The 19,213-nt window shown below is 69.9% G+C and carries 19 protein-coding genes; 7 read left to right on the plus strand and 12 right to left on the minus strand.

Annotated elements, in window-relative coordinates; genetic code table 11:
• Positions 1 to 56: 56 nt before the first annotated feature.
• A complete protein-coding gene (locus ABZ803_RS29380) occupies positions 57 to 1,913 on the plus strand; it encodes a Na+/H+ antiporter (RefSeq protein ID WP_357044237.1) in 1,857 nt (618 codons plus the stop codon).
• Positions 1,914 to 1,923: 10 nt separating this feature from the next.
• Here the strand turns inward: ABZ803_RS29380 and ABZ803_RS29385 are convergent, their stop codons facing one another.
• The gene (locus tag ABZ803_RS29385) at positions 1,924 to 2,472 is read right to left on the minus strand and encodes a TetR/AcrR family transcriptional regulator (protein WP_040867073.1); all 549 of its coding nucleotides are present in this window, start codon (positions 2,470 to 2,472) and stop codon (positions 1,924 to 1,926) included.
• 213 nt (positions 2,473 to 2,685) lie between these two features.
• Here ABZ803_RS29385 and ABZ803_RS29390 point away from each other — a divergent pair, with 213 nt between their 5' ends.
• Together ABZ803_RS29390 and ABZ803_RS29395 are read left to right on the plus strand one after the other, a co-directional pair.
• A complete protein-coding gene (locus tag ABZ803_RS29390) occupies positions 2,686 to 3,291 on the plus strand; it encodes a TetR/AcrR family transcriptional regulator (protein ID WP_357044239.1) in 606 nt (201 codons plus the stop codon).
• 35 nt (positions 3,292 to 3,326) lie between these two features.
• Positions 3,327 to 3,977: an enoyl-CoA hydratase-related protein gene (locus ABZ803_RS29395; RefSeq protein ID WP_357044241.1), complete on the plus strand. Its 651-nt coding sequence runs from the start codon at positions 3,327 to 3,329 to the stop codon at positions 3,975 to 3,977.
• Between the two features lie 146 nt (positions 3,978 to 4,123).
• Here ABZ803_RS29395 and ABZ803_RS29400 read toward each other — a convergent pair whose 3' ends face one another.
• The 8 genes from ABZ803_RS29400 to ABZ803_RS29435 all read right to left on the minus strand — a co-directional run bounded on the left by ABZ803_RS29400 (position 4,124) and on the right by ABZ803_RS29435 (position 11,623).
• Complete coding sequence (locus tag ABZ803_RS29400; RefSeq protein ID WP_357044243.1) at positions 4,124 to 4,630, minus strand: hypothetical protein; 507 nt, start codon at positions 4,628 to 4,630, stop codon at positions 4,124 to 4,126.
• Between the two features lie 815 nt (positions 4,631 to 5,445).
• Positions 5,446 to 6,525, minus strand: a complete 1,080-nt coding sequence (locus ABZ803_RS29405) for an MBL fold metallo-hydrolase (protein WP_357044245.1) — start codon at positions 6,523 to 6,525, stop codon at positions 5,446 to 5,448.
• Between the two features lie 47 nt (positions 6,526 to 6,572).
• Positions 6,573 to 7,811 (minus strand): cysteine--1-D-myo-inosityl 2-amino-2-deoxy-alpha-D-glucopyranoside ligase, encoded by a 1,239-nt coding sequence (gene mshC / locus ABZ803_RS29410; protein ID WP_357044247.1) that lies wholly within the window; start codon positions 7,809 to 7,811, stop codon positions 6,573 to 6,575.
• Positions 7,812 to 7,948: 137 nt separating this feature from the next.
• A complete protein-coding gene (locus ABZ803_RS29415; RefSeq protein ID WP_357044249.1) occupies positions 7,949 to 8,371 on the minus strand; it encodes a hypothetical protein in 423 nt (140 codons plus the stop codon).
• A gap of 75 nt (positions 8,372 to 8,446) precedes the next feature.
• Positions 8,447 to 9,256: an SCO1664 family protein gene (locus ABZ803_RS29420; RefSeq protein WP_357044251.1), complete on the minus strand. Its 810-nt coding sequence runs from the start codon at positions 9,254 to 9,256 to the stop codon at positions 8,447 to 8,449.
• Positions 9,257 to 9,260: 4 nt separating this feature from the next.
• On the minus strand, positions 9,261 to 9,845 hold the full coding sequence (locus ABZ803_RS29425; protein ID WP_063020586.1) for a DUF3090 domain-containing protein: 585 nt from the start codon (positions 9,843 to 9,845) through the stop codon (positions 9,261 to 9,263).
• A 73-nt stretch (positions 9,846 to 9,918) separates the two neighbouring features.
• Positions 9,919 to 10,677: a histidine phosphatase family protein gene (locus ABZ803_RS29430; RefSeq protein ID WP_357044253.1), complete on the minus strand. Its 759-nt coding sequence runs from the start codon at positions 10,675 to 10,677 to the stop codon at positions 9,919 to 9,921.
• Between the two features lie 16 nt (positions 10,678 to 10,693).
• Positions 10,694 to 11,623: an undecaprenyl-diphosphate phosphatase gene (locus ABZ803_RS29435; RefSeq protein WP_357044393.1), complete on the minus strand. Its 930-nt coding sequence runs from the start codon at positions 11,621 to 11,623 to the stop codon at positions 10,694 to 10,696.
• 280 nt (positions 11,624 to 11,903) lie between these two features.
• On the opposite strand from ABZ803_RS29435, the gene ABZ803_RS29440 reads away from it, so the two are divergent.
• The 4 genes from ABZ803_RS29440 to ABZ803_RS29455 all read left to right on the plus strand — a co-directional run bounded on the left by ABZ803_RS29440 (position 11,904) and on the right by ABZ803_RS29455 (position 15,948).
• Positions 11,904 to 12,866 (plus strand): aldo/keto reductase, encoded by a 963-nt coding sequence (locus ABZ803_RS29440; RefSeq protein ID WP_357044255.1) that lies wholly within the window; start codon positions 11,904 to 11,906, stop codon positions 12,864 to 12,866.
• Positions 12,867 to 12,876: 10 nt separating this feature from the next.
• Positions 12,877 to 13,935, plus strand: a complete 1,059-nt coding sequence (locus tag ABZ803_RS29445) for an ABC transporter substrate-binding protein (RefSeq protein ID WP_357044257.1) — start codon at positions 12,877 to 12,879, stop codon at positions 13,933 to 13,935.
• Positions 13,932 to 15,026 (plus strand): iron ABC transporter permease, encoded by a 1,095-nt coding sequence (locus ABZ803_RS29450; protein ID WP_357044259.1) that lies wholly within the window; start codon positions 13,932 to 13,934, stop codon positions 15,024 to 15,026. Before ABZ803_RS29445 ends, ABZ803_RS29450 begins: the two co-directional genes overlap by 4 nt.
• 88 nt (positions 15,027 to 15,114) lie before the next feature.
• Positions 15,115 to 15,948 carry a heme ABC transporter ATP-binding protein gene (locus tag ABZ803_RS29455; RefSeq protein WP_357044261.1) on the plus strand — a complete coding sequence of 278 codons (834 nt, stop codon included), beginning with the start codon at positions 15,115 to 15,117 and terminating at the stop codon, positions 15,946 to 15,948.
• Positions 15,949 to 16,104: 156 nt separating this feature from the next.
• Here the strand turns inward: ABZ803_RS29455 and ABZ803_RS29460 are convergent, their stop codons facing one another.
• From ABZ803_RS29460 to ABZ803_RS29470, 3 genes are read right to left on the minus strand one after another with little or no spacing between them, the layout of a single operon-like run.
• Entirely contained in the window at positions 16,105 to 18,198 is a 2,094-nt protein-coding gene (locus tag ABZ803_RS29460; RefSeq protein WP_357044263.1) for an MMPL family transporter, read from the minus strand.
• 16 nt (positions 18,199 to 18,214) lie between these two features.
• Positions 18,215 to 18,748 carry a hypothetical protein gene (locus tag ABZ803_RS29465; protein WP_357044265.1) on the minus strand — a complete coding sequence of 178 codons (534 nt, stop codon included), beginning with the start codon at positions 18,746 to 18,748 and terminating at the stop codon, positions 18,215 to 18,217.
• A gap of 6 nt (positions 18,749 to 18,754) precedes the next feature.
• A complete protein-coding gene (locus ABZ803_RS29470) occupies positions 18,755 to 19,111 on the minus strand; it encodes a hypothetical protein (protein ID WP_357044267.1) in 357 nt (118 codons plus the stop codon).
• Positions 19,112 to 19,213: the final 102 nt, after the last annotated feature.

Consider the following 19,213-nt stretch of genomic DNA (forward strand, 5'->3'; position numbering starts at 1 on the left):
CGTGTCATCTACCGCGCGGGCGGTTTGCCGATCGTGCGCTCTGCGAGAATTCCACCGTGCATGTCGCGATCGGCTTGGTTGTTCTCGTCGCGTCGGCGGCCGCGTTGGCGGCGCTGGCGCGCCGGTTCGGGGTCTCCGAACCGTTGGTACTGACGGTGGGCGGTGTGGCGGCGTCGTATCTGCCGTTCGTGCCGGAGATCCACCTGGAACCGGAGATCATTCTGCTCGGTTTCCTGCCTCCTTTGCTGTATACCGCTGCGATCCGCACGTCGCTGGTGGATTTCCGGGCGAATGTGCGCACGATCGCGTTGTTGTCGGTGGGGTTGGTGTTGTTCACGACGTTCGCCGTGGCGATCGTGGTGTGGTGGCTGTTGCCGGTGCCGTTCGCGGTGGCGGTCGCGTTGGGTGCGGTGGTGGCTCCGCCGGACGCGGTGGCGGCGACGGCGGTGGCGCGCCGGATCGGGATGCCGCGGCGGATCGTGACGATCCTGGAGGACGAGTCGTTGTTCAACGACGCGACCGCGCTGGTGGCGTTGCGGACCGCGCTGGCGGCGACGGCGGGCACGGTGTCGGTGTGGGAGGCGGGGGCGGATTTCCTGTTGGCGGCCGGTGGCGGCGCGGCGGTGGGGGTGGTCGTGGCGTATCTGCTGGCGATGCTGCGGCGGCGCATCACCGATCCGGTGATGGATACGACGCTGTCGTTCCTGGCGCCGTTCGCGGCGTATCTGCCCGCCGAGAGCATCCATGCCTCCGGGGTGATCGCGGTAGTGGTGTGCGGCATGATCCTCGGGCACAACGCGCCGGCGTGGCAGAGTGCCGCGTCGCGGATCGCCGAGCGCATCAATTGGCGGACGATCCAGTTCATTCTGGAGAGCGCGGTGTTCGTGTTGATCGGGTTGCAGGTGCGCGGGATCGTGGAGGGTGCTTGGCACAGCGATCTCGATCACGCCACGTTGGTGTGGTCGGCGCTGGCGGTGGTGGCGGTGACGATGCTGGCGCGGCCGATCTGGGTGTTCGGTTCCTCGCTGGTGTCGCACAGTCTCGGCAATGGTGCGGCGGTGCCGGCCGGTGAACTGGTCGTGGTGTCGTGGGCGGGGATGCGCGGTGTGGTGACGCTGGCGGCGGTATTGCTGCTGTCGGAGGACACGCCGCTGTTGGCCGTGCTGAAGCTGCTGGCGCTGGTGGTGGTGGCGGGGACGTTGCTGGTGCAGGGGACGTCGCTGCCGTGGCTGGTGCGGTGGCTGCGGTTGCGTGCGCCCAGTCGCGCCGAGGACGCGTTGCAGAAGGCGAATGTGTTGCAGCAGGCGACGGCGGCCGGTTTGGCCGCGCTCGACGAGCACATCACCGCGGATACGCCGCCGGGGGTGGTGCAGACGTTGCGTGACCGCGTGTCGTGGAAGGCGAATGCGGCGTGGGAGCGGCTGGGGCGGGCGGAATCGGAACTGGTGACGCCCACCGCGGAGTACCGGCGGCTGCGGTTGGCGATGTTGCGTGCCGAACGCGAATCGGTGTTGCGGGTGCGGGATTCGGGCACGGTCGACTACCAGATCCTGCAGCATGTGCTGGGGCAGTTGGATCTGGAGGAGTCGATCATCGATCGCTTCGATGAGGCCGAGGAGGAGCGCGTGGAACCGTTGGCCGCGCCGGTGGCCGAGGAGGTGTGCGCGCATCTGCGGGACGCGCCGCTGGTGCGTGCGCACGCCGGGCCCGACGAATGCGCCGAGTGCGTGGCCGAGGGGCTGGCGTGGGTGCATCTGCGGATGTGCCTGTCGTGCGGGCACGTGGCGTGCTGTGATTCCTCGCCGGGCAATCACGCGTCCAAGCATCACGGTGCCAGTGGTCATCCGGTGATGCGCAGTGTGGAGCCGGGCGAGGCGTGGCGTTGGTGTTATGTCGATGAACTGCTCGGCTGACCGAGCAAGGTCAGCGCTGGGCGTGGCTGTAGATCAGGCGCGCGTATTCGGCCAGTAGTTGGTCCAGCGACAGGTTCTCCCCGCCCGCGGCGATCTGCTGGTAGCCGACGAGCATCGCCATGCCCAGTGAGGTGACCACGGCGGCGGTGTCGTCGTCGCGGACGATGCCTTTGACCGCTTTGTGCACGGTGCGTCTGCGGGATTCGTCGACGCGTTTGAGGGCGAGGTTGACCGATTCGTCGTTGGCCGCCCAGGCGCGGATGGCGGCTTCGGCGGCGTGGTGCAGTCCGGCGGCGAGGTCGGACATCGCGCGGATGTCGTCGTCGGGGTTGCCCTTGTTGAACGGCATGGTGCCCAGGATGCGCACCTGGCGGTTCTCCCAGTGCTCGAGCAGGGCGTCGACGAATCCCTGCCAGCTGCCGAAGTGGTGGTAGAACGACCCGCTGGTGACGCCGAGTTGCCGGCACAGCACGCCGATGTTGAGACCCTTGAAGCCGAGTTCGGCGAGCACTTCCAACCCGGTGTCGAAGTACTGCTCCTTGGTGACCACTCGTGACATGGGTGCGCCGTTCTCTTCGGTCGGTCAGGGGGGAGGGACCGAACAGTACCGCATCGTAGCGTCGGCCGGACCGAGCCCGGGAAGTACCGCGGCGTATCCCGAGAAGACTCTTCGGTACCTGTTACCTGCTGAAATATCTAGCGCCCGAACGTGATGCGCTCGCGGCCGCCGCGCGCTCGATAACAGAGCATCTGCTCTGTTACTGTGGTCGGCATGCCCCGCCCCCGGACGCACGACCCCGACACCGTGCTCGACGCCGCGGAATCGCTGGCCGTCGGCTCCGGCCCCGCCGCGGTCACCACCCGCGCGGTCGCCGCCGCCACCGGCATCTCCAACGGCGCGATCTACCACACCTTCGGATCCCGCGCGGAGTTGCTCGGCCGCACCTGGCTGCGCGCCGCGCGCCGCTTCCTCGACCTGCAAACCGCCTTGGTCACCGCGGCGCTGGATCGGCACGACGACGACGTCGAGGCCGTGGTCGCGGCCGCCGAGGCGCCCGCGGTCTTCGCCGAGCGCCACCCGGACTCCTCGCGGCTGCTGCTCGCGGTGCGGCGCGAGGAGTTGCTGGGCGAGGTGCCCGACAGTGTGGCCGCCGACCTCGCGGCCACCGACGCGGTGCTGGTCGAGCTGCTGGTGCGGCTGTCACGCCGGCTGTGGCAGCGCGGCGATCGCCACGCCGTCGACGTCATGACGTTGTGCCTGGTCGATCTGCCCACCGCCGTGCTGTTGCGCCGTGACCGGCTGGCGGATCCGTGCGCGCGTGAGTATCTGCGCAGCGCCGTGCGCGCCGTACTCGCCGTCGGCCCGCCGCCGCTGTGATCCCCCACCACCGACCCTCAATGGAAGGAACACCAATGCCCACACTCGACTATCAAGACAAGATCGCCGTTCTCGATCTGGGCGGCGACGAAAACCGTTTCTCCCCCGACTTCCTGGACCAGGTCGGGGACCACCTCGACACCGCTGTGGCCGACGGCGCCCAGGGCCTGGTCACCACCGCCAGCGGCAAGTTCTACTCCAACGGCCTGGATCTGGACTGGCTCGGCGCCCACGCCGAACGCGCCGAATGGTACGTCGAGCAGGTGCAGGCGCTGCTGGCCCGCGTGCTGACCTTGCCCATGCCCACCGCCGCCGCGTTGCCCGGCCACGCCTTCGGTGCGGGCGCCATGCTCGCCATCGCCCACGACTACCGCGTCATGCGCGCCGACCGCGGCTACTTCTGCTTCCCCGAAGTCGACATCCACATCCGATTCACCCCCGGCATGGCCGCGCTCATCCAGGCCAAACTCACCCCGAAAAGCGCCGTCGCCTCGATGACCACCGGCCGCCGCTTCGGCGGCATCGACGCCGCGGCCCTCGACATCGTCGACGCCACCGCCGCCGAGGGAGCGGTCACCGACACCGCCGTGGCCCTGCTCGCTCCGCTGGGCGGCAAAGATCCCGGCACCCTCGCCGCGATCAAGAACACCATGTACGCCACTGCCGCCGCGGCATTGACCGCCTAGGTTGTGTCCTGTAAGTCACCGGAGCCGGAGGATGATGGCGGCGATGGTGAGTTCGGCCTAGTAGTAGGCGGCGCGTTTTGCGTAGCGGGTGGGCAGGTCCCGGAACTGCTCGAGTCGGTCGAAGCATCGCTCGACCACATGGGATTTCACTGAGTTCCGATTGTGACGGTGGCACTTTTGGTACCTGGGGATTGCGACCACCAGTAGTAATATGTATTACCGCTGGTGACATTGATCGTCCCGGAGCCGTAAGCATCGAACGTTCCAAGGGTCGGGCATGCGATCTGGCCCGAGACCTCGTACTTCTGTGCGCCTTGAGGCACCCCGTTCACGGATATGGTGGATGCGGCATTCGGTATCGAGACGGTCTTTCCTGCGATCTTCGTCGTCAACTGCGAGGTGCACTGGTTTGAGTCGCCTCGGTACTGCAAATAGATCGTCGCCGCCTGATCGGCGTACGCGCCGCCGTATGGGGCGGACGTCGGTGCGGCCGTCGTGGGCGGCTGAGCCGGCGGTGTGGACTTCGTACCGACATAGATGCCGATAATCGCCCCGACGGCCGTAATGACCGCTGCGATTCCGGTGAGGATACCGGGGACTGACGTCCAAAAGCTGTGTTTCGGTTCCCTTGGCGCCGGAGTCACGTTTCCCATGCCGCCTCTTTCGGTGGAGACCACTGGTTGCTGTGCCGGACATCTTCGGCGAAGCTTTCCCTCTCGCCTCGCTTCGGTTCTTCCTCGTCGTCGGGTGACGCCGCTGCTTCCAACGATCAGGTGGGACTCGCTCACGGTCACATTTACCCCGGCAATTCGCGCGTAAACCGTGCTTTTGGTAGCCACTCTGTTTGGTTACAACTACCACTCGAGGGGCGCGACCTCGACCGGATGGCTCCCTTCCGCCACGGTTGCTCCCAGCCTGCCGCCCTGCTTCATCGGAATGGACGGAAAGAGGGTGACAGCCAGTCATCGCGCAGACCGGGCTTGAACCAGCTCGTGCGCCAGTGTTCGGTGACCGATCCTTGTGCTCGACAGGCAGATCGCTGATCAATCTGTCAGAGGTTAGGTGTCGAGCTGTAGTGAGCGCCCGCTGCAGCCAGGTTCCGTCCTCGGTCCATCAACTCGCACGGCATACAGCTGACACCGACCGACACGCGAATTACAGGACGGAACCTAGGCGGCCCGGCCGCGGCTGCGCGATCACCGATTGTGCGAAACACGCAATGCCGCAGCGATTTTCCGTATGTGACATTCGCCGAGTTCGTTCGCTCGCCGTCCGCCCGGAGAGGGTCGCGCGCCGTGGCGTCGTGCGGCAACCGGACGTGGTGGGCGTCCGCCTCATCGGCGGCGGGTGGACGCGCGCCTGGGGCGAGCACACCGAACCGAGCCGCTCGCGCCATCGCGGGCCGAAACCCGCCCGCGATGTTTCTTTGCGGGAGTGGCGATTGCGGTATCGGCGCGGCCGTGCGCTGTCACAGCGTGAATGTGAGGCGCTGGGGCCGGATGTAGTCGGCGGGGTCGTGTAATGCGCGCAGTTGCGGTCGTCGTGCCGCGGGGATCTTGTCCAGTTCCGCGCGCAGCGGTGCGTCGTAGGTCGCCGCGCTCGCGGTCAGGCCGGGCAGCCAGTTGTCGTGATGGGACGGGACGAACAGTCCCGGCGACAGTGCCTCGAGGTAGGTGCGGGGATCGCGCAGGCCGTTGCTGATCTGGTTGTAGCCCTGCACGGCGCCGATCTGTACGTCGGTGGCCGGTAGCGCGGCCAGGACGTCGAACACGTGCGGTGCGCGTTCGGTGAGCGGCCCGGTCGAGTCGTGCCACACCAGGCACAGACCCGGCACCCGGAACTGGTACAGCAGTACCCCGCCCTCGGCGTCACGCAGCCGCGGCACTGCTTGCAGCAGGCCTTCGAGCGTCGGCGGGTGTGTGCGCACGATTCCCGGTTCGGGGCGGGGGAAGAACCGGGGTGAGCCGCCGACGGGATCGGGTGGGGTGCGTGCGGAGTGCAGATGCCGGATGACGCTGACCTCGACCGCGCCGACGGTGCAGTCCTCCCGGGCGCCGATCGGGGTGTGCGCGTCACCGTGCGCGACGGTGGGCAACGCCGGGTCGCCGACCTGCGCGGCGATTGCCGCGCAGTGCTCGGCGGTGCCGTGCACGGTGGCGCCGGTGGCCTGCGCGATGCGGCCCGCGTCGCCCGCGTGGTCGAAGTGCCCGTGACCGATGAAGATCGCCGCGGGCGCCAGGTCCGCCAACTGCTGCGGGGTGGCCGGGACGTACCCGGTGCTGGTCAGCCGCGGCACCCAGGCATCGAGCAGGAAAACCGAACCGCCGATGGCCAGGGCGTAGGTGGTACAGCCGACCCACGACAGCACGACCCGGTCGCTGCGCGGTGCGCCGGTGGCGGGGTCGACGGTGCCGGCGCCGAAGAACCGGGTACGCGCCGCGATCGTGCGTGGATCGGCGGGGTCGGCCGCGGGCCGTAGTCGTCCGGCGGCCAGGGTCGCGAATTTGCCGCCGGGACCGAACAGACCCGCACCGGGAAGCTTGCACACGCGGCTACCCCATCACGGGCGAGGGGATGCGGGCAAGAGCAGCGGTTCTACAGGCGGATGCCGAGTAGCGCGTCGACGGCGGTGGCGATCAATGCCGGGGCGTCGGTGTCCTGGCCGCCGTAGTCGAGGGCTCGGCGGGCCCAGCTGTCGAGCGCGTCGAGCGCCTTGGGGGTGTCCAGGTCGTCGGCCAGGTGCTGGCGCACGCGGGCGACGGTGTCGGCGGCCGAGGGGCCCGCCGGGCGGGCGGCGGCGTCGCGCCACAGGTCCAGACGTTGCTGCGCCTGCTCGAGCAGGGCGTCGGTCCACATCCGGTCGCGGCGGTAGTGTCCGGCCAGCAGGCCCAGGCGGATGGCCGCCGGGTCGACGCCGTCGCGGCGCAGCGCCGAGACCAGGACGAGGTTGCCGCGCGATTTCGACATCTTCTCCCCGTCCAGCCCGATCAGGCCGGCGTGCACGTAGTGGCGGGCGAAGCGGCGCCCGGCGATGAGCGACTCGGCGTGCGCGGCGGAGTATTCGTGGTGGGGGTAGATCAGGTCGCTGCCGCCGCCCTGGATGTCGAATTCCGGGCCGATGCGGTTCAAGGCGATCGCCGAACACTCGATGTGCCAGCCGGGGCGTCCGGGGCCGAACGGGGCGGGCCAGGAGGGCTCGCCCGGACGCGCCGCGCGCCACAGCAGCGCGTCGATGGTGTCGCGTTTGCCGGGGCGGTCGGGGTCGCCGCCGCGTTCGGCGAACAGCCGCTCCATGGTGTGGCGGTCGTAGCCGGATTCGTAGCCGAACTGCTCGGTGGCGTCGGCGCGGAAGTAGACGTCGGGGAATTCGGCGTCGTCGACGACGTAGGCCGCGCCCGAGGCCAGCAGTTTCTGCACGAATTCCACGACCTCGTCGACGGATTCGATGGCGCCGATGTAATCGCGCGGCGGCACGATCCGCAGCGCGGCCATGTCCTCGCGGAACAGATCGGTCTCCGCGGCGCCCAGTTCGCGCCAGTCCACGCCGTCGCGGGCGGCGCGTTCGAACAGCGGGTCGTCGACGTCGGTGACGTTCTGCACGTAGTGCACGTCGTGGCCCGCGTCGCGCCACAGGCGGTTGACCAGATCGAAGGTCAGGTAGGTCGCGGCGTGCCCGAGGTGGGTGGCGTCGTAGGGGGTGATGCCGCAGACGTACATCGTCGCGGTGGAGCCGGGGGTGACCGGGCGTACCTGACGGTCGGCGGTGTCGTACAACCGCAACGGCGGTCCTGCTCCGGGGACGGTGGGGAGGGCGGTATCGGACCAGGACTGCATGCTTACGAGGGTAAAGGTGTGGTGGGGGTCATCGGTGCCCGGCCCGGTGCCCGCGACCGTCGGGCGGGTGCGCTCGCCCGTCGCGACCTGCGTCTTCCAGCAAATCGTGGGATGTCAATGATTTCGGTTTCGCTGAATCAGCTGCCCGCGCGGCCGGTGGGATCGGTGATCGTGTTGGGTGTGATCGCGAACGTGCCGTCCAGCTCGGGGATGTCGGGATCGGTGTCGGCGAGGGCGAGCTGGGTGAATTCGCCGCGCGCGACGTCGAACTCGAGTTCGTGATAAGCGACCGTATCGCCCCAGTCCGCGGAAGGCAAAGAGATGAACCGCATGGTGAACCGCCCGGAGTCCACCGAGCCTTCGGTGAGGACGTAGACGCCGAAGTGGTTCTCCCCCGCCGAGCTCAGCCAGTAGACGCCGTTGTCGTAGAGGTGCAGGTCGGTGTCGGGATAGGGCTTCTTGTCGTAGAGATGCACATAGTGCAGCGCGATGCGGTAGGTCGGTGCGCCGATGACGATCCGCACCGCCGGTGCCGCCCGGTCCGGAGTGGAGTGGGGCATCGCGTCCTCCTCGTCGTGGCGCCGAGCGTTCGAAGCTTCAACTGTGCCAGGAATCCGGCCCGCGCGGCGGCGGGTTCAGAAGGCGGGCCACGGGATGGGGCGGGAGGTGCGCGGTACCGGCATCACCGGTTCGTCGAGCAACTGCTGGGTGCGCTCGATCAACGCGTCGATCTCGGTGTCGGTGATGTGGGAGCTGAGGGTGTCGGCGAACGCGCCGGGCAGCTGCTTGGCGAACGCGGTGATGTCCGCGATCAGGCCCTCGCCGAGGGGTTGACCGGCCCAGCCCCACAGCACGGTGCGCAGTTTGTACTCCGCGTGCAGGCAGATGCCGTGGTCGACGCCGTAGACCTGCCCGTCGAGCCCTTCCAGCGCGTGCCCGCCCTTGCGGTCGGCGTTGTTGAGCAGCACATCGAGTACCGCCACGCGCTGCAGTCGCGGATCGTCGGCGTGGATGAGTGACACTTCGTTGCCCACGTCGTCCACCGCGCGCAGCACCTCGCGGAATCCGTCGGGCACCGCGCCCGCGGGGCACAGGTCGATCAGGTCCAGGCGGTCGCCGCGGTCGGTGTGGTTGTCCACGCCGACGACCCAGCGTTGCACCATGCCGATGCCGAAAGGGCCCTCGCGCAGAATGGTTTCGGGGATCACGCCCCAGCCGACGGCCTCGGAGATCAGGTAGGAGGCCACCTCACGCCCGGCCAGGGTGCCGTCGGGGAAGTCCCACAGTGGCCGTTCGCCGCGGATCGGTTTGTAGACCACCCGCAGCGGCGCGGCGCCGGTGGCGGCGTCCTCGACATCGCAGACCAGGGTCACGTTGCTGGCGGTGCTGATCCGCCCGATCACCGTCAGTTCGCCGCTGTGGAATCCGTCCCCGGTCTCGGCCACCGAATCACTCCTCTAGTTCGGCCGCGCCGAAGATGTCACCGCGCTTGTAGCCGTTGGTGCGCACGCACATGTGCCCGCGCGCGGACAGCGGCTCCCCGCACAGCGGGCACGGCGGGCGGCCCGCCGCGATCACCCGGGTGGAGCGCAACGCGAATTCGCGGGCCTGGATCGGGGTGAGGAACACCCGCACCGCGTCGGGGCCCTCTTCGGTGTCGTCGAGCACCACCGACTCGTCGACCTCGGTCTCGGTGATCGCCAGCAGTTCCACCACCACCGCCCCGGCGTCGGCGTCCCAGCCCAGGCCCATGGTGCCGACGCGGAACTCGGCGTCGATCGGGGTGAGCAGGGGCGCGTTGTCGCTGACGTCCTCGGCCTGCGGGGGCACTTCCGCGCCGAAGCGGCGCGCGACCTCGTCCAGCAGCAGACCCATCCGGTCGGCGAGGACCTTGACCTGCTGCTTTTCCAGCAGCACGCTGACCACGCGCGGCTCCTGCACCGCCTGCAGATAGAACGCGCGATCGCCCGGCTCACCGACGGTCCCGGCGACGAAACGATCGGGGGTGCGGAATACATGGATTGCGCGTGACACATGCACCTCCTGATACGTGACCCTGATCGACTACCCGCGGTGCGGGGATTCCATACAACGACCGCTCGGTTGTTTACAAGGAATCTCGACGCTCCGCATTCCCATTATCCGCACTGCCGGTATTGCCGAGCTCGCCACCGGGGACTGGCCCGGAGGTCTGCGGTCCGGGCGCTGCCGAGGTCGCTGCCTGGCGTTGCGCGCCGGCCGCGGCCAGGGCCGACAGGTCGGCGCCGGTGTCGTTGAGCCGCCATACGTAGGGCGCGGTCGGGGTGTAGCGCACGACGCTGATCGAGGCGGGCTCCACGACGATGCGCTGGAAGCCGTCGAGGTGAATGCCCAGCGCGTCGGCGAGGACCGACTTGATCACGTCCCCGTGCGTGCACGCCACCCACAGCGCGTCGCGGCCGTGCTGCTCGGCCAGGGCGCGGTCGTGGTCGCGGATGGCGGCGACCGCGCGCGCCTGCACCTGTGCCAGCCCCTCCCCGCCGGGGAACACCGCGCCGGAGGCGTGGCGCTGCACGACTTTCCACAGCGGTTCCTCCAGCAGTTCGGCGAGGGGGCGGCCGGTCCACTCGCCGTAGTCCACCTCGAGCAGCCGGTCGTCGAATACCGGTTCCAGCCCGAACTTTTCCGCCAGCGGTGCGATCGTGCGCTGACAGCGCAGCAGCGGGGAGTGCACGATGCGTTCGATCGGCAGTCCGGCCAGGCGTTCGGCCACGGCCCTGGCCTGCTCCTCGCCGCGCTCGGTGAGTTCGACGCCGGTGCTGCGACCGGCCAGGGTGCGGGCGCTGTTGGAGGTCGACACACCGTGGCGCAGCAGGATCACCGTCATGCGGCCAGCCTAGCGATCATGTCGCCGAGACCACCCCGCCCGCCAGCAGGCCCATGATGATCGCGCCCAGCACGACGCGGTAGCCGACGAACCAGTACAGCGAATGCCGTGCCACGAAACGCAACAGCCACGCCACCGAGGCGTAGCCCACCGCGAACGCCAGCACGGTGGCCACCAGCAGTTGCGGTCCACTGGCGTTGAGGCCCTCACCAGCGGGTTCGAACGCGTCCGGCAGGCTGAACAGGCCCGAGGCGGTGACGGCGGGGATGGCGAGCAGGAACGAAAACCGCACGGCCGCTTCGCGCTCCAAGCCCAGGAACAGGCCCGCGGTCGAGGTCGCTCCCGAGCGCGAGACACCGGGGATCAACGCGAGGCATTGCGCGAAACCCATGGCCAGGCCGTCGCGGGTGGTCAGTTGCTCGATGGAGCGTTCCTTGCGGCCGAAGTGCTCACCGGCGGCGATCACCAGGGCGAAGAAGATCAGCATGAACGACACCAGCCACAGATTGCGGGCGCCGGTGCGGATCTCGTCTTTGAACAAGAACCCCAGCACCCCGATGGGAATGGTGGCGATGATCACATACCAGCCGATTCGATAGTCGAGTTCGCGCTGGGCTTGCTCGTCGAGAACGCGCCGGTGGTCGGCGGTGAGGACGGGAAGTTTCGTGGTGGGCTGATCGTGCAGCGGCAGTTCCCGGCGATCGCGCGCGCCCACCCGCTCGCGCAGACCGGCGAACCAGGCCAACACGATCCGCCAGATGTCCTTGGCGAAGAACACCAGCACCGCGGCCTCGGTGCCGAGCTGGGTGACCGCGGTGAACGAGGCGCCCGCGTCGTCGCCGAAGAAGACCGTCGACACGATGCGCAGGTGCGCCGAGGAGGAGACCGGCAGGAACTCCGTCAGTCCCTGCACCAGACCCAGCACCAAGGCCTGCACCCAGGTCATCGACTCGCCAACCACGAACCATCCTCCAGTTCCGCCCGAAATACGCGTTCCTACCTGGGCATTGGTGCAGCGGTCGGCCGCTTCGCCGTGACTGCCGCCCCAATCTCGCAGCGACAGTACAGTGTCGAGGCGGCGTCGGCGTGCCCGGCTGTGGGGCTGCCGCCACCGCCGGGGGTGGCGGTCGGTGGGCGCACCGAAGCGCGACCCACTGTGCTGGTGGACGCCCAGTCGCGTATCCACACTCTAGGCTTGGCGCCGTGACGAATGCGCGGACACGGTGATGGAACAGCGGACGGTGGGCCGTAGCGGCCTGCGGGTGTCGCGGATGGGCCTGGCGACCCATACCTGGGGTTCGCACACCGACGCCGAGGACGCCGCGGGGCAGTTGGTGGCGTTCGTGGAGGCGGGTGGCACGCTGGTGGACACCTCCCCCGCCTATGCGGGCGGAGCCGCGCAGCGCATCCTGGCCGAACTGTTGGGTGATCTGGTCTCACGCGACGAGCTGGTGCTCAGCGGGTGCGCGGGGACCGCGCCGTGGGGGTTTCCCCCGGCGGGGGTGCCGGTGCCCGCGCAGGTCACGGTGGATACCTCGCGGCGGGCGTTGCTGCGTCAACTGGATCGCACGCTGCTGGAGTTGGGCACCGATCACCTCGACATCTGGAATGTGGCGGTGTGGGATCCGCGTACGCCGCTCGAGGAGGTGGCCTCGACGCTGGAGCAGGCGGTGCGCTCGGGGCGGGTGCGGTATGCGGGGGTGCGCGGGTTCGGGGCCTGGCAGCTGGCCAGCCTGGCCGCGGTGGCGCCGGTGACCGCGGCGCAGACGCCGTATTCGCTGCTGGCGCGGGGTGCCGAAGCCGATGTGGTGCCGGCGGCGCGGTTCCACGGGGTCGGGGTGATCGCCTCGGCGCCGTTGGCGGGCGGCATCTTGACCGGCAAGTATCGCGACGGTGTTCCCGCCGACTCCCGGGGCGCCGACGAGGCGACCGCGGCGGAGATCCGCAGTGGTCTCGACGAGCGCGCCACCCGGGTGGTGGATGCGCTGGTGACCGCCGCGGACGGGCTGGGGACCTCGCCGCTGGCGGTGGCGCTGGCCTGGATCCGGGACCGGCCCGGTATCGCGAGCATGATCGTCGGCGCGCGCGATATCGGGCAGCTCACCGGCGTGCTGGCCGCCGAGACCCTGGAGCTGCCGCGGGCGATCGCCGCGGCCCTCGACGACGTCAGTGCGCGCGTCGCGGATTAGCCTTGCCTGCATGAGCACTGCAGCGACCGGGGGTGGACGTGGGAACCGGGTCCGAACCGGGTGGTGGCGTGGGCTCGCGGCCCTGTTCGCCGCGGGCCTGCTGGCCGGGTCGGTCGCGTGTGCCACCGACGCCGGTTCCTCGCACGGTGGGCACGGGCCGACGACGGCGACGTTGAGCGATCTGGATCCGGTGCCGATCGGGCCGGAGCCGACGCCCGCGCTGCCGGTGACCGTGCGGTCGTTCGACGGCGCCGAGGTGACCGTCGCCGACGCCTCCCGCATCATCGCCGTGGACCGTTACGGCACCCTCGCCCAGATCGTGTACGCGCTGGGGTTGGGGCCCAAGCTGGTGGGGCGCAGCACGTCGGCGGCGTTTCCGGCGGTGCGGGAGGTGCCGAACGTGGCCGGGGGCAACGGGTCGCTGAACGTGGAGTCGGTGCTGGCGATGCGGCCGTCGGTGTTCTTGACCGACACCACCAGCGCCGCGCCCGCGGTGCGTGAGCAGTTGCGCGCGGCCGGTGTCACGGTGGTCTATTTCGACCCGGAGCGCACCATGGACGGGGTGGGGCCGCAGATCGAGGCGGTCGCGGCCGCGTTGGGTGTGCCGGAGCGGGGGCAGGCGCTGGCGCGGCGCACCCGCGACGAGATCGCCGCCGCGAGTGCCGCGGTGCCCGCGCAGGATCCCCGGTTGACCATCGCGTTCCTGTATCTGCGGTCGAGCGCGATCACGATGCTCGCCGGTCCGGGGTCGGGTGCGGATGCGTTGATCGCGGCGCTGGGTGCGCGGGACGCGGGCGCGGTCGCCGGGGTGAGCGAGCCGTTCACCGCGATCACCAGTGAGGCGATGATCGGTGCGGCGCCGGATGTGCTGCTGGTGATGTCGGACGGGTTGAAGTCCGTCGGTGGGGTGGAGGGGTTGCAGAAGGTGCCCGGTATCGCGCAGACCCCGGCCGGACGCGATCGGCGTGTGGTGGACATGTCCGATGCGGTGCTGTTGAGTTTCGGCCCCAACACCGGCCGGGTGATCGCGGCGCTGAGCGCGGCGGTGTACGGCACCGGGCACGCATGAGTGTTTCGCAGACCGACGCGGCGCGGCCGTCGGTGACGCCGGCGCCGAAGTCGCGTAGCCGTTCGCGGGTGGTGCTGGTGTTCGCGGTGGCGGTGGCCGGGTTGGTGGCGTTGGCGTTGGCGTCGGCGGCGATCGGGCAGGTGCCCACGACACCCCTCGAGGTGGCGGGCAGTGTGCTGCACCGGATCGGGTGGGACATCGGGCCGATGCCCGCCCATCCTTCGGGTGAGGTGACGCTGTGGCAGGTGCGGTTCCCGCGGGTGGTGCTGGCGATGCTGGTCGGGGCGGCGCTGGCGACAGCGGGTGCGTTGTTGCAGGGTGTGTTCGCCAACCCTTTGGCCGAGCCGGGGGTGATCGGGGTGTCGGCGGGGGCGGCGGTCGGCGCGGGCGCGGTCATCGTGATGGGTGGGGCGTTCGTGGCGGCCTGGTCGGTGGCGGCGGCGGCGTTCGTCGCGGGGCTGGCGACCACGTCGCTGGTGTATCTGCTGGCGCGCTCGGGTGGGCGCACCGAGGTCGTGACGCTGGTGCTCACCGGTGTGGCGATCAACGCGTTCGCGGGCGGGTTGATCGCGCTGCTGCTGTTCGTGGCCTCCCCCGCCGCTCGCGATCAGATCGTGTTCTGGCAGTTGGGTTCGCTGAACGGGGCCACGTGGGAGTCCGTGGGTGTGGTGGCGCCGTTGAGCGCGGTCGGTGTCGCCGCCGCGGTGCTGTTGGCGCCGCGGCTGGATCTGCTGGCGCTGGGTGAGTCGGCGGCCCGGCACCTGGGTGTGGACGTGGAGCGTTTGCGGCGCAATGTGATCGTGGTGGTGGCGGTGCTGGCCACCGCCGGGGTCGCGTTCACCGGCATCATCCTGTTCGTCGGGTTGATCGTGCCGCACCTGGTGCGGATGCTGGTCGGGCCCGCCCACCGGGTGCTGATCCCCCTGAGCGCCGTCGTCGGCGCGGTGGTGCTGCTGGCCGCCGACGTCACCGCCCGCTCCCTGGTCGACAACGCCGACCTGCCGTTGGGCATGCTCACCTCCCTGATCGGCGGCCCCGTCTTCTTCTGGCTGCTGCGCCGCACCCGAGCCCGCTCCGGAGGCTGGGCATGAGCGCCCCAGTCGTGCGGGTGGCACATGGGCGCGGTGGACGCCGGGAAGCTTCCTCGATGGTGTGCCGCCGGCGGCGGGGAGGTGTGGGGTGAGTGTGTTGCGGACGGTGCACGAGTTGCCGGGGTGGCCGCGCAAAGGGGAGGCGACGGTGCGCGCGGCGGCGGTCAGCGTGGACCGGCGCAGCGGCGGGCAGGCGCGGCGGGTGCTCGACGGCATCGACTTCGAAGCGGTCGCGGGACAGGTCGTGGCGCTGGTCGGGCCCAATGGCGCGGGGAAGTCGACCTTGCTGGCGGCGCTGGCGGGTGAATTGACGCCCAGCGCGGGATCGGTGGAACTCGACGGGCGGCCGTTGGCGCACTGGACGACTTTGGACATGGCCCGGCGGCGGGCGGTGCTGCCGCAGACCCACACCGTCGGTTTCCCCTTCACCGCGCGTGAAGTGGTGGCGATGGGCCGCGCGCCGTGGGTCCGCACCGAGCGTCGCGAGCTCGACGAGGAACACATCGCGGCCGCGATGGCCGCCACCGACGTCGAACACCTCGCCACCCGCGCGTTCCCCACCCTGTCCGGCGGTGAACGCGCCCGGGTCGCGTTGGCCCGCGTGCTGGCGCAGGACACCGCCACCCTGCTGCTGGACGAGCCGACCGCCGCCTTGGACCTCGGCCACCAGGAAGCGGTGCTGCGCCTGGCCGCCGCCCGCGCCGCCGACGGTGCCGCGGTGGTCGTCGTCCTGCACGATCTGGGTATCGCGGCCGCGTACGCCGATCGCGTGGCGGTATTGGACGCCGGTCGCATCGCCGCCGACGGGCCACCCCGTGAGGTCCTCACCACCGAACTGCTCAGTCGCGTCTACCAGCATCCGGTGGAAGTGCTCGACCACCCGGTGACCGGGGCGCAACTGGTGCTTCCCGTGCGCCGCTGACCCGCACAGCACGGGACCTGCGCGGTGCGGGTCGACGACGTGACTCGATCGCGGTCGGGCCGGGCGCTGGCCTGGGCGGCGATCGGCGTGTCACCGGGGCGATGACCGACGCGCCGGGCGTAGGAGGGTACGGAGGAACTCGACCGCCGGGTGGTCCTATCGCCAGATGAGTTTGAGCACCGCGGGTGTCAGCAGCATGCGGATGACGGTGGCGTCCAGGATCAGCGCCGCGATCATGCCGTAGGCGATGTATTTCATCAGCACCAAATCCGAGAATCCGAACGCGCCGGTGACCACGATGAGGATGGCGGCGGCGGAGGTGATCACGCCGCCGGTGTGGGCGATGCCGTAGCGGATGGCCTCGGGGGCGTCCGCGCCGGTGGTGCGTGCCTCCGAGACCCGCGACAGCAGGAACACCTCGTAGTCGGTGGACAGCCCGAACACCACTGTCACGATCAGCGCCAGGACCGCGAACATCAGCGGTCCGGGCGTGAAGTGGAAGATCCCCGCCCCGTGGCCCTCGACGAATACCCAGGTCAGCACACCGAGGGTGGACACGAGGCTGAGTGCGCTCATCGCCACGGCCTTCAGCGCGAGCACCAGCGAGCGGAACGCCGCGTACATCAGCGCCAGCGCCGCGCAGACCAGCAGGGCCAGCAGCAGGGGCAGGCCGTCGAGCAGTCCGTTGATGCTGTCGCGTTCCAGCGCGGGCACACCGGCGACCATCACCGCCACCCCCGGTGGTTCGGGGATGGCGCGCAGCGCGGCGATCACGCGGTCGGCGTCGCGTTTGTCGGTCAGCCCGGCGGCCAGGACGTTGATGCCGTCGGTGGTGGGGGCGGCGGGCTCGAAGCGTCCGGTCAGGCCGGGGATCTGGTTGGCGCTGTAGCGGATGTCGCTCAGTTGCCGCGCGTCGGCGCCGACCACCACCAGTTTCAGCGGTTCGGTGCGGAAACCGGGAAACAGGACGTCGAAACGTTCCTGCGCGACCCGCGCGGGGTTGTCGTCGGCCAGATAGCGTTCGCTGAGCCCGCCGAATTCGATGTGGCGCATCGGGATGCTCAGCGCCAGCAGGGTGAGCACGATCGGCACGGCCACCGCCAGGGGGCGGCGCATCGCCCACAGTGCCAGGCGGGAGAAGAATCCGGCGTCGATCTGCGCTTCGGTCTTGCTGCGGGAGAAGCGTTTCCAGCCCAGGAAGTCGATGCGGTGTCCGGCGATGCTCAGCGCGGCGGGCAACGCGGTCACCGACAGCAGGGCGGCGAGCAGGACCGAGCTGATGCCGCCCAGCGGCACCGAGCGCAGTACCCCGTTGGGGAAGATGAACAGCGCGCCGAGGCTCAGGGCGATGATCGCCGCCGAGAACAGCACGGTGCGTCCCGCGGTGGCGACGGTGCGGGCGGTGGCCTCTTCGACGGTGTGGCCCGCGGCGAGTTCCTCGCGGAAGCGGGTGACGGTGAACAGGCCGTAGTCGATCGCCAGGCCCAGGCTGACCAGGGTCAGCACGGCGCTGGCGAAGACGTTGACCTGGATGTGGTCGGTCAGTGCCCGCAGCCCGCCCTGGGTGCCCAGGATCGTCATGCCGCCGATGAGCACCGGCAGCAGTGCCCCGATCACGCCGCCGAACACGAAATACAGCAGGATCGCCACCAGCGGCAGGGCGATCATCTCCGCGCGCCTGATGTCGCGTTGCATTCCGGTGTTGATGCCTTCGACGATCGGCTGCAACCCCGCCAGCTGCACGGTCGTGCCGCCGGGGCCGCCGCCGGCGCGTCCGGCGCCGAGATGGTCCTTGATCGCCAGGTAGTTCTCGACGGTCGCGGTGCCCGAGCCGCGTAATCCGACGCTGGCGAAGGCATGGGTGTGGGTGGCGTCGGTGGCTTGGGCGGAGAACGGGCTGTCCCAGTAGCTGTCGATCTTCTGGATCCGGTCGGGATAGGCGCTCAACAGTCCGGCCAGTTGCGCGGTGACCGGTGCGCGCACCGCCGGGTCGTCGACGGTGGCGCCCTCGGGTGCGGTGTAGAGCAGGATCAGGTCGCTGTCGGTGTCGCGGCCGAAGGTGCGGTCGGCCAGTTCGGCGGCGGCCACCGATTCGCTGCTCTCGTCGAACCAGCCCTCCTGGGTCAGCCGCCCGGCCAGGTCGCGGCCGTACCAGCCGGAGATCAGGACGAACAGTACGAACGAGCCGAGGACGAGGAAGCGGTGGCGGTGGACGAACCGCCCCCACCGCAGTGATCCGGAACGGCGCATCGCGTGGCGGGCCCGCTCAGCCGCAGGCCGGGGTGCGGTAGTCGGCCGAGCGCAGGATGCCGCACAGGTCGGTGCGGGAGATCTTCCACTTGCCGTCGACGAGCACGAAGTGCACGACGGTGGTGCGGACCGCGGCGCCGGTGCCGTCCTTGTCCAAGCGCATGGTGGCGGTCAGGGTGCCGTCGTGGTTGTCGAACACCGGGTCGGTCACGCCGTAGACGGCGCGCGGGTTGTCCTGCAGCGCCTTGTACATGTCGGGGATGGCTTGACGGAAGGATTCCCCGTCCTCGATGAGCGCGGTGCGTTCGCTGTCGGGTAGCGCCGGGTCCAGTGCCCGCTTGATCTGGGCGTCGAGGTCGGCGGCGGCGGGCAGCGGCGGGTGGGCGGCGCTGGAGGAGATGGCGATCGAGGACGACAGCGAGGCGTTGGCCGAGGAGCGGGCGGCGTCGACCGCGGCCTCGTCGGTTCCGCTGTCGCACGCGGCGGCGGCCACCGTCAGCAGCAGGCCCGCGGCGGTGAGCGCGGCGCGGGCGAGTCGTGTGTGGGTCATCACTTCCTACATACCTTCGATGACGGAGCTGAGCCGTCCGAGTAGGGCACGCACGGTCGTGACGTCCCGTTGTGCGGCGGCGTCGATCGTCGCGGCGTCGGGGATCATATCCCGCACCAAGGCGGCGACACTGCGTTCGTCGTCGAGGTCGATGTCGGTGACCGTGGCTTCGGCGACCGCGAGCACGTCCTCCGGGCCGGGGACGGCGTCGCCGAGGTCGCGGCGGTAGACCTCCAGGGTCAAGGTGGCGCGGATGGTGCGGAACGCGAAGGGGTGGCCCTCGGCGGTGGTGCCGAAGCCGTGCGCGTACGCGCCGACGGTGAGGTCGTCGATGGCAAATCCCGACGAATGGTCGGCTTTCAACCCGGTTCTCCCTATATCGGACGGTGGGGTCTCCACCGTAACCCTGGTCACCGACATTCCGCTCGAGGCGAACCCGGTCGGTCGGCCGGTTGCGTCATCATG

Origin of the sequence: Nocardia sp. NPDC047648, from assembly GCF_040642815.1 — a bacterium.
Classification (GTDB): domain Bacteria; phylum Actinomycetota; class Actinomycetes; order Mycobacteriales; family Mycobacteriaceae; genus Nocardia; species Nocardia gamkensis.

Bases quoted from the DNA above. Each gene is read 5' to 3' on its own strand.
- ABZ803_RS29385 (WP_040867073.1), bottom strand. From the start codon at position 2,472: ATGTCACGAGTGGTCACCAAGGAGCAGTACTTCGACACCGGGTTGGAA.
- ABZ803_RS29390 (WP_357044239.1), top strand. From the start codon at position 2,686: ATGCCCCGCCCCCGGACGCACGACCCCGACACCGTGCTCGACGCCGCG.
- ABZ803_RS29395 (WP_357044241.1), top strand. From the start codon at position 3,327: ATGCCCACACTCGACTATCAAGACAAGATCGCCGTTCTCGATCTGGGC.
- ABZ803_RS29400 (WP_357044243.1), bottom strand. From the start codon at position 4,630: ATGGGAAACGTGACTCCGGCGCCAAGGGAACCGAAACACAGCTTTTGG.
- mshC (WP_357044247.1), bottom strand. From the start codon at position 7,811: ATGCAGTCCTGGTCCGATACCGCCCTCCCCACCGTCCCCGGAGCAGGA.
- ABZ803_RS29415 (WP_357044249.1), bottom strand. From the start codon at position 8,371: ATGCCCCACTCCACTCCGGACCGGGCGGCACCGGCGGTGCGGATCGTC.
- ABZ803_RS29430 (WP_357044253.1), bottom strand. From the start codon at position 10,677: ATGACGGTGATCCTGCTGCGCCACGGTGTGTCGACCTCCAACAGCGCC.
- ABZ803_RS29435 (WP_357044393.1), bottom strand. From the start codon at position 11,623: ATGACCTGGGTGCAGGCCTTGGTGCTGGGTCTGGTGCAGGGACTGACG.
- ABZ803_RS29440 (WP_357044255.1), top strand. From the start codon at position 11,904: ATGGAACAGCGGACGGTGGGCCGTAGCGGCCTGCGGGTGTCGCGGATG.
- ABZ803_RS29445 (WP_357044257.1), top strand. From the start codon at position 12,877: ATGAGCACTGCAGCGACCGGGGGTGGACGTGGGAACCGGGTCCGAACC.
- ABZ803_RS29450 (WP_357044259.1), top strand. From the start codon at position 13,932: ATGAGTGTTTCGCAGACCGACGCGGCGCGGCCGTCGGTGACGCCGGCG.
- ABZ803_RS29460 (WP_357044263.1), bottom strand. From the start codon at position 18,198: ATGCGCCGTTCCGGATCACTGCGGTGGGGGCGGTTCGTCCACCGCCAC.
- ABZ803_RS29465 (WP_357044265.1), bottom strand. From the start codon at position 18,748: ATGACCCACACACGACTCGCCCGCGCCGCGCTCACCGCCGCGGGCCTG.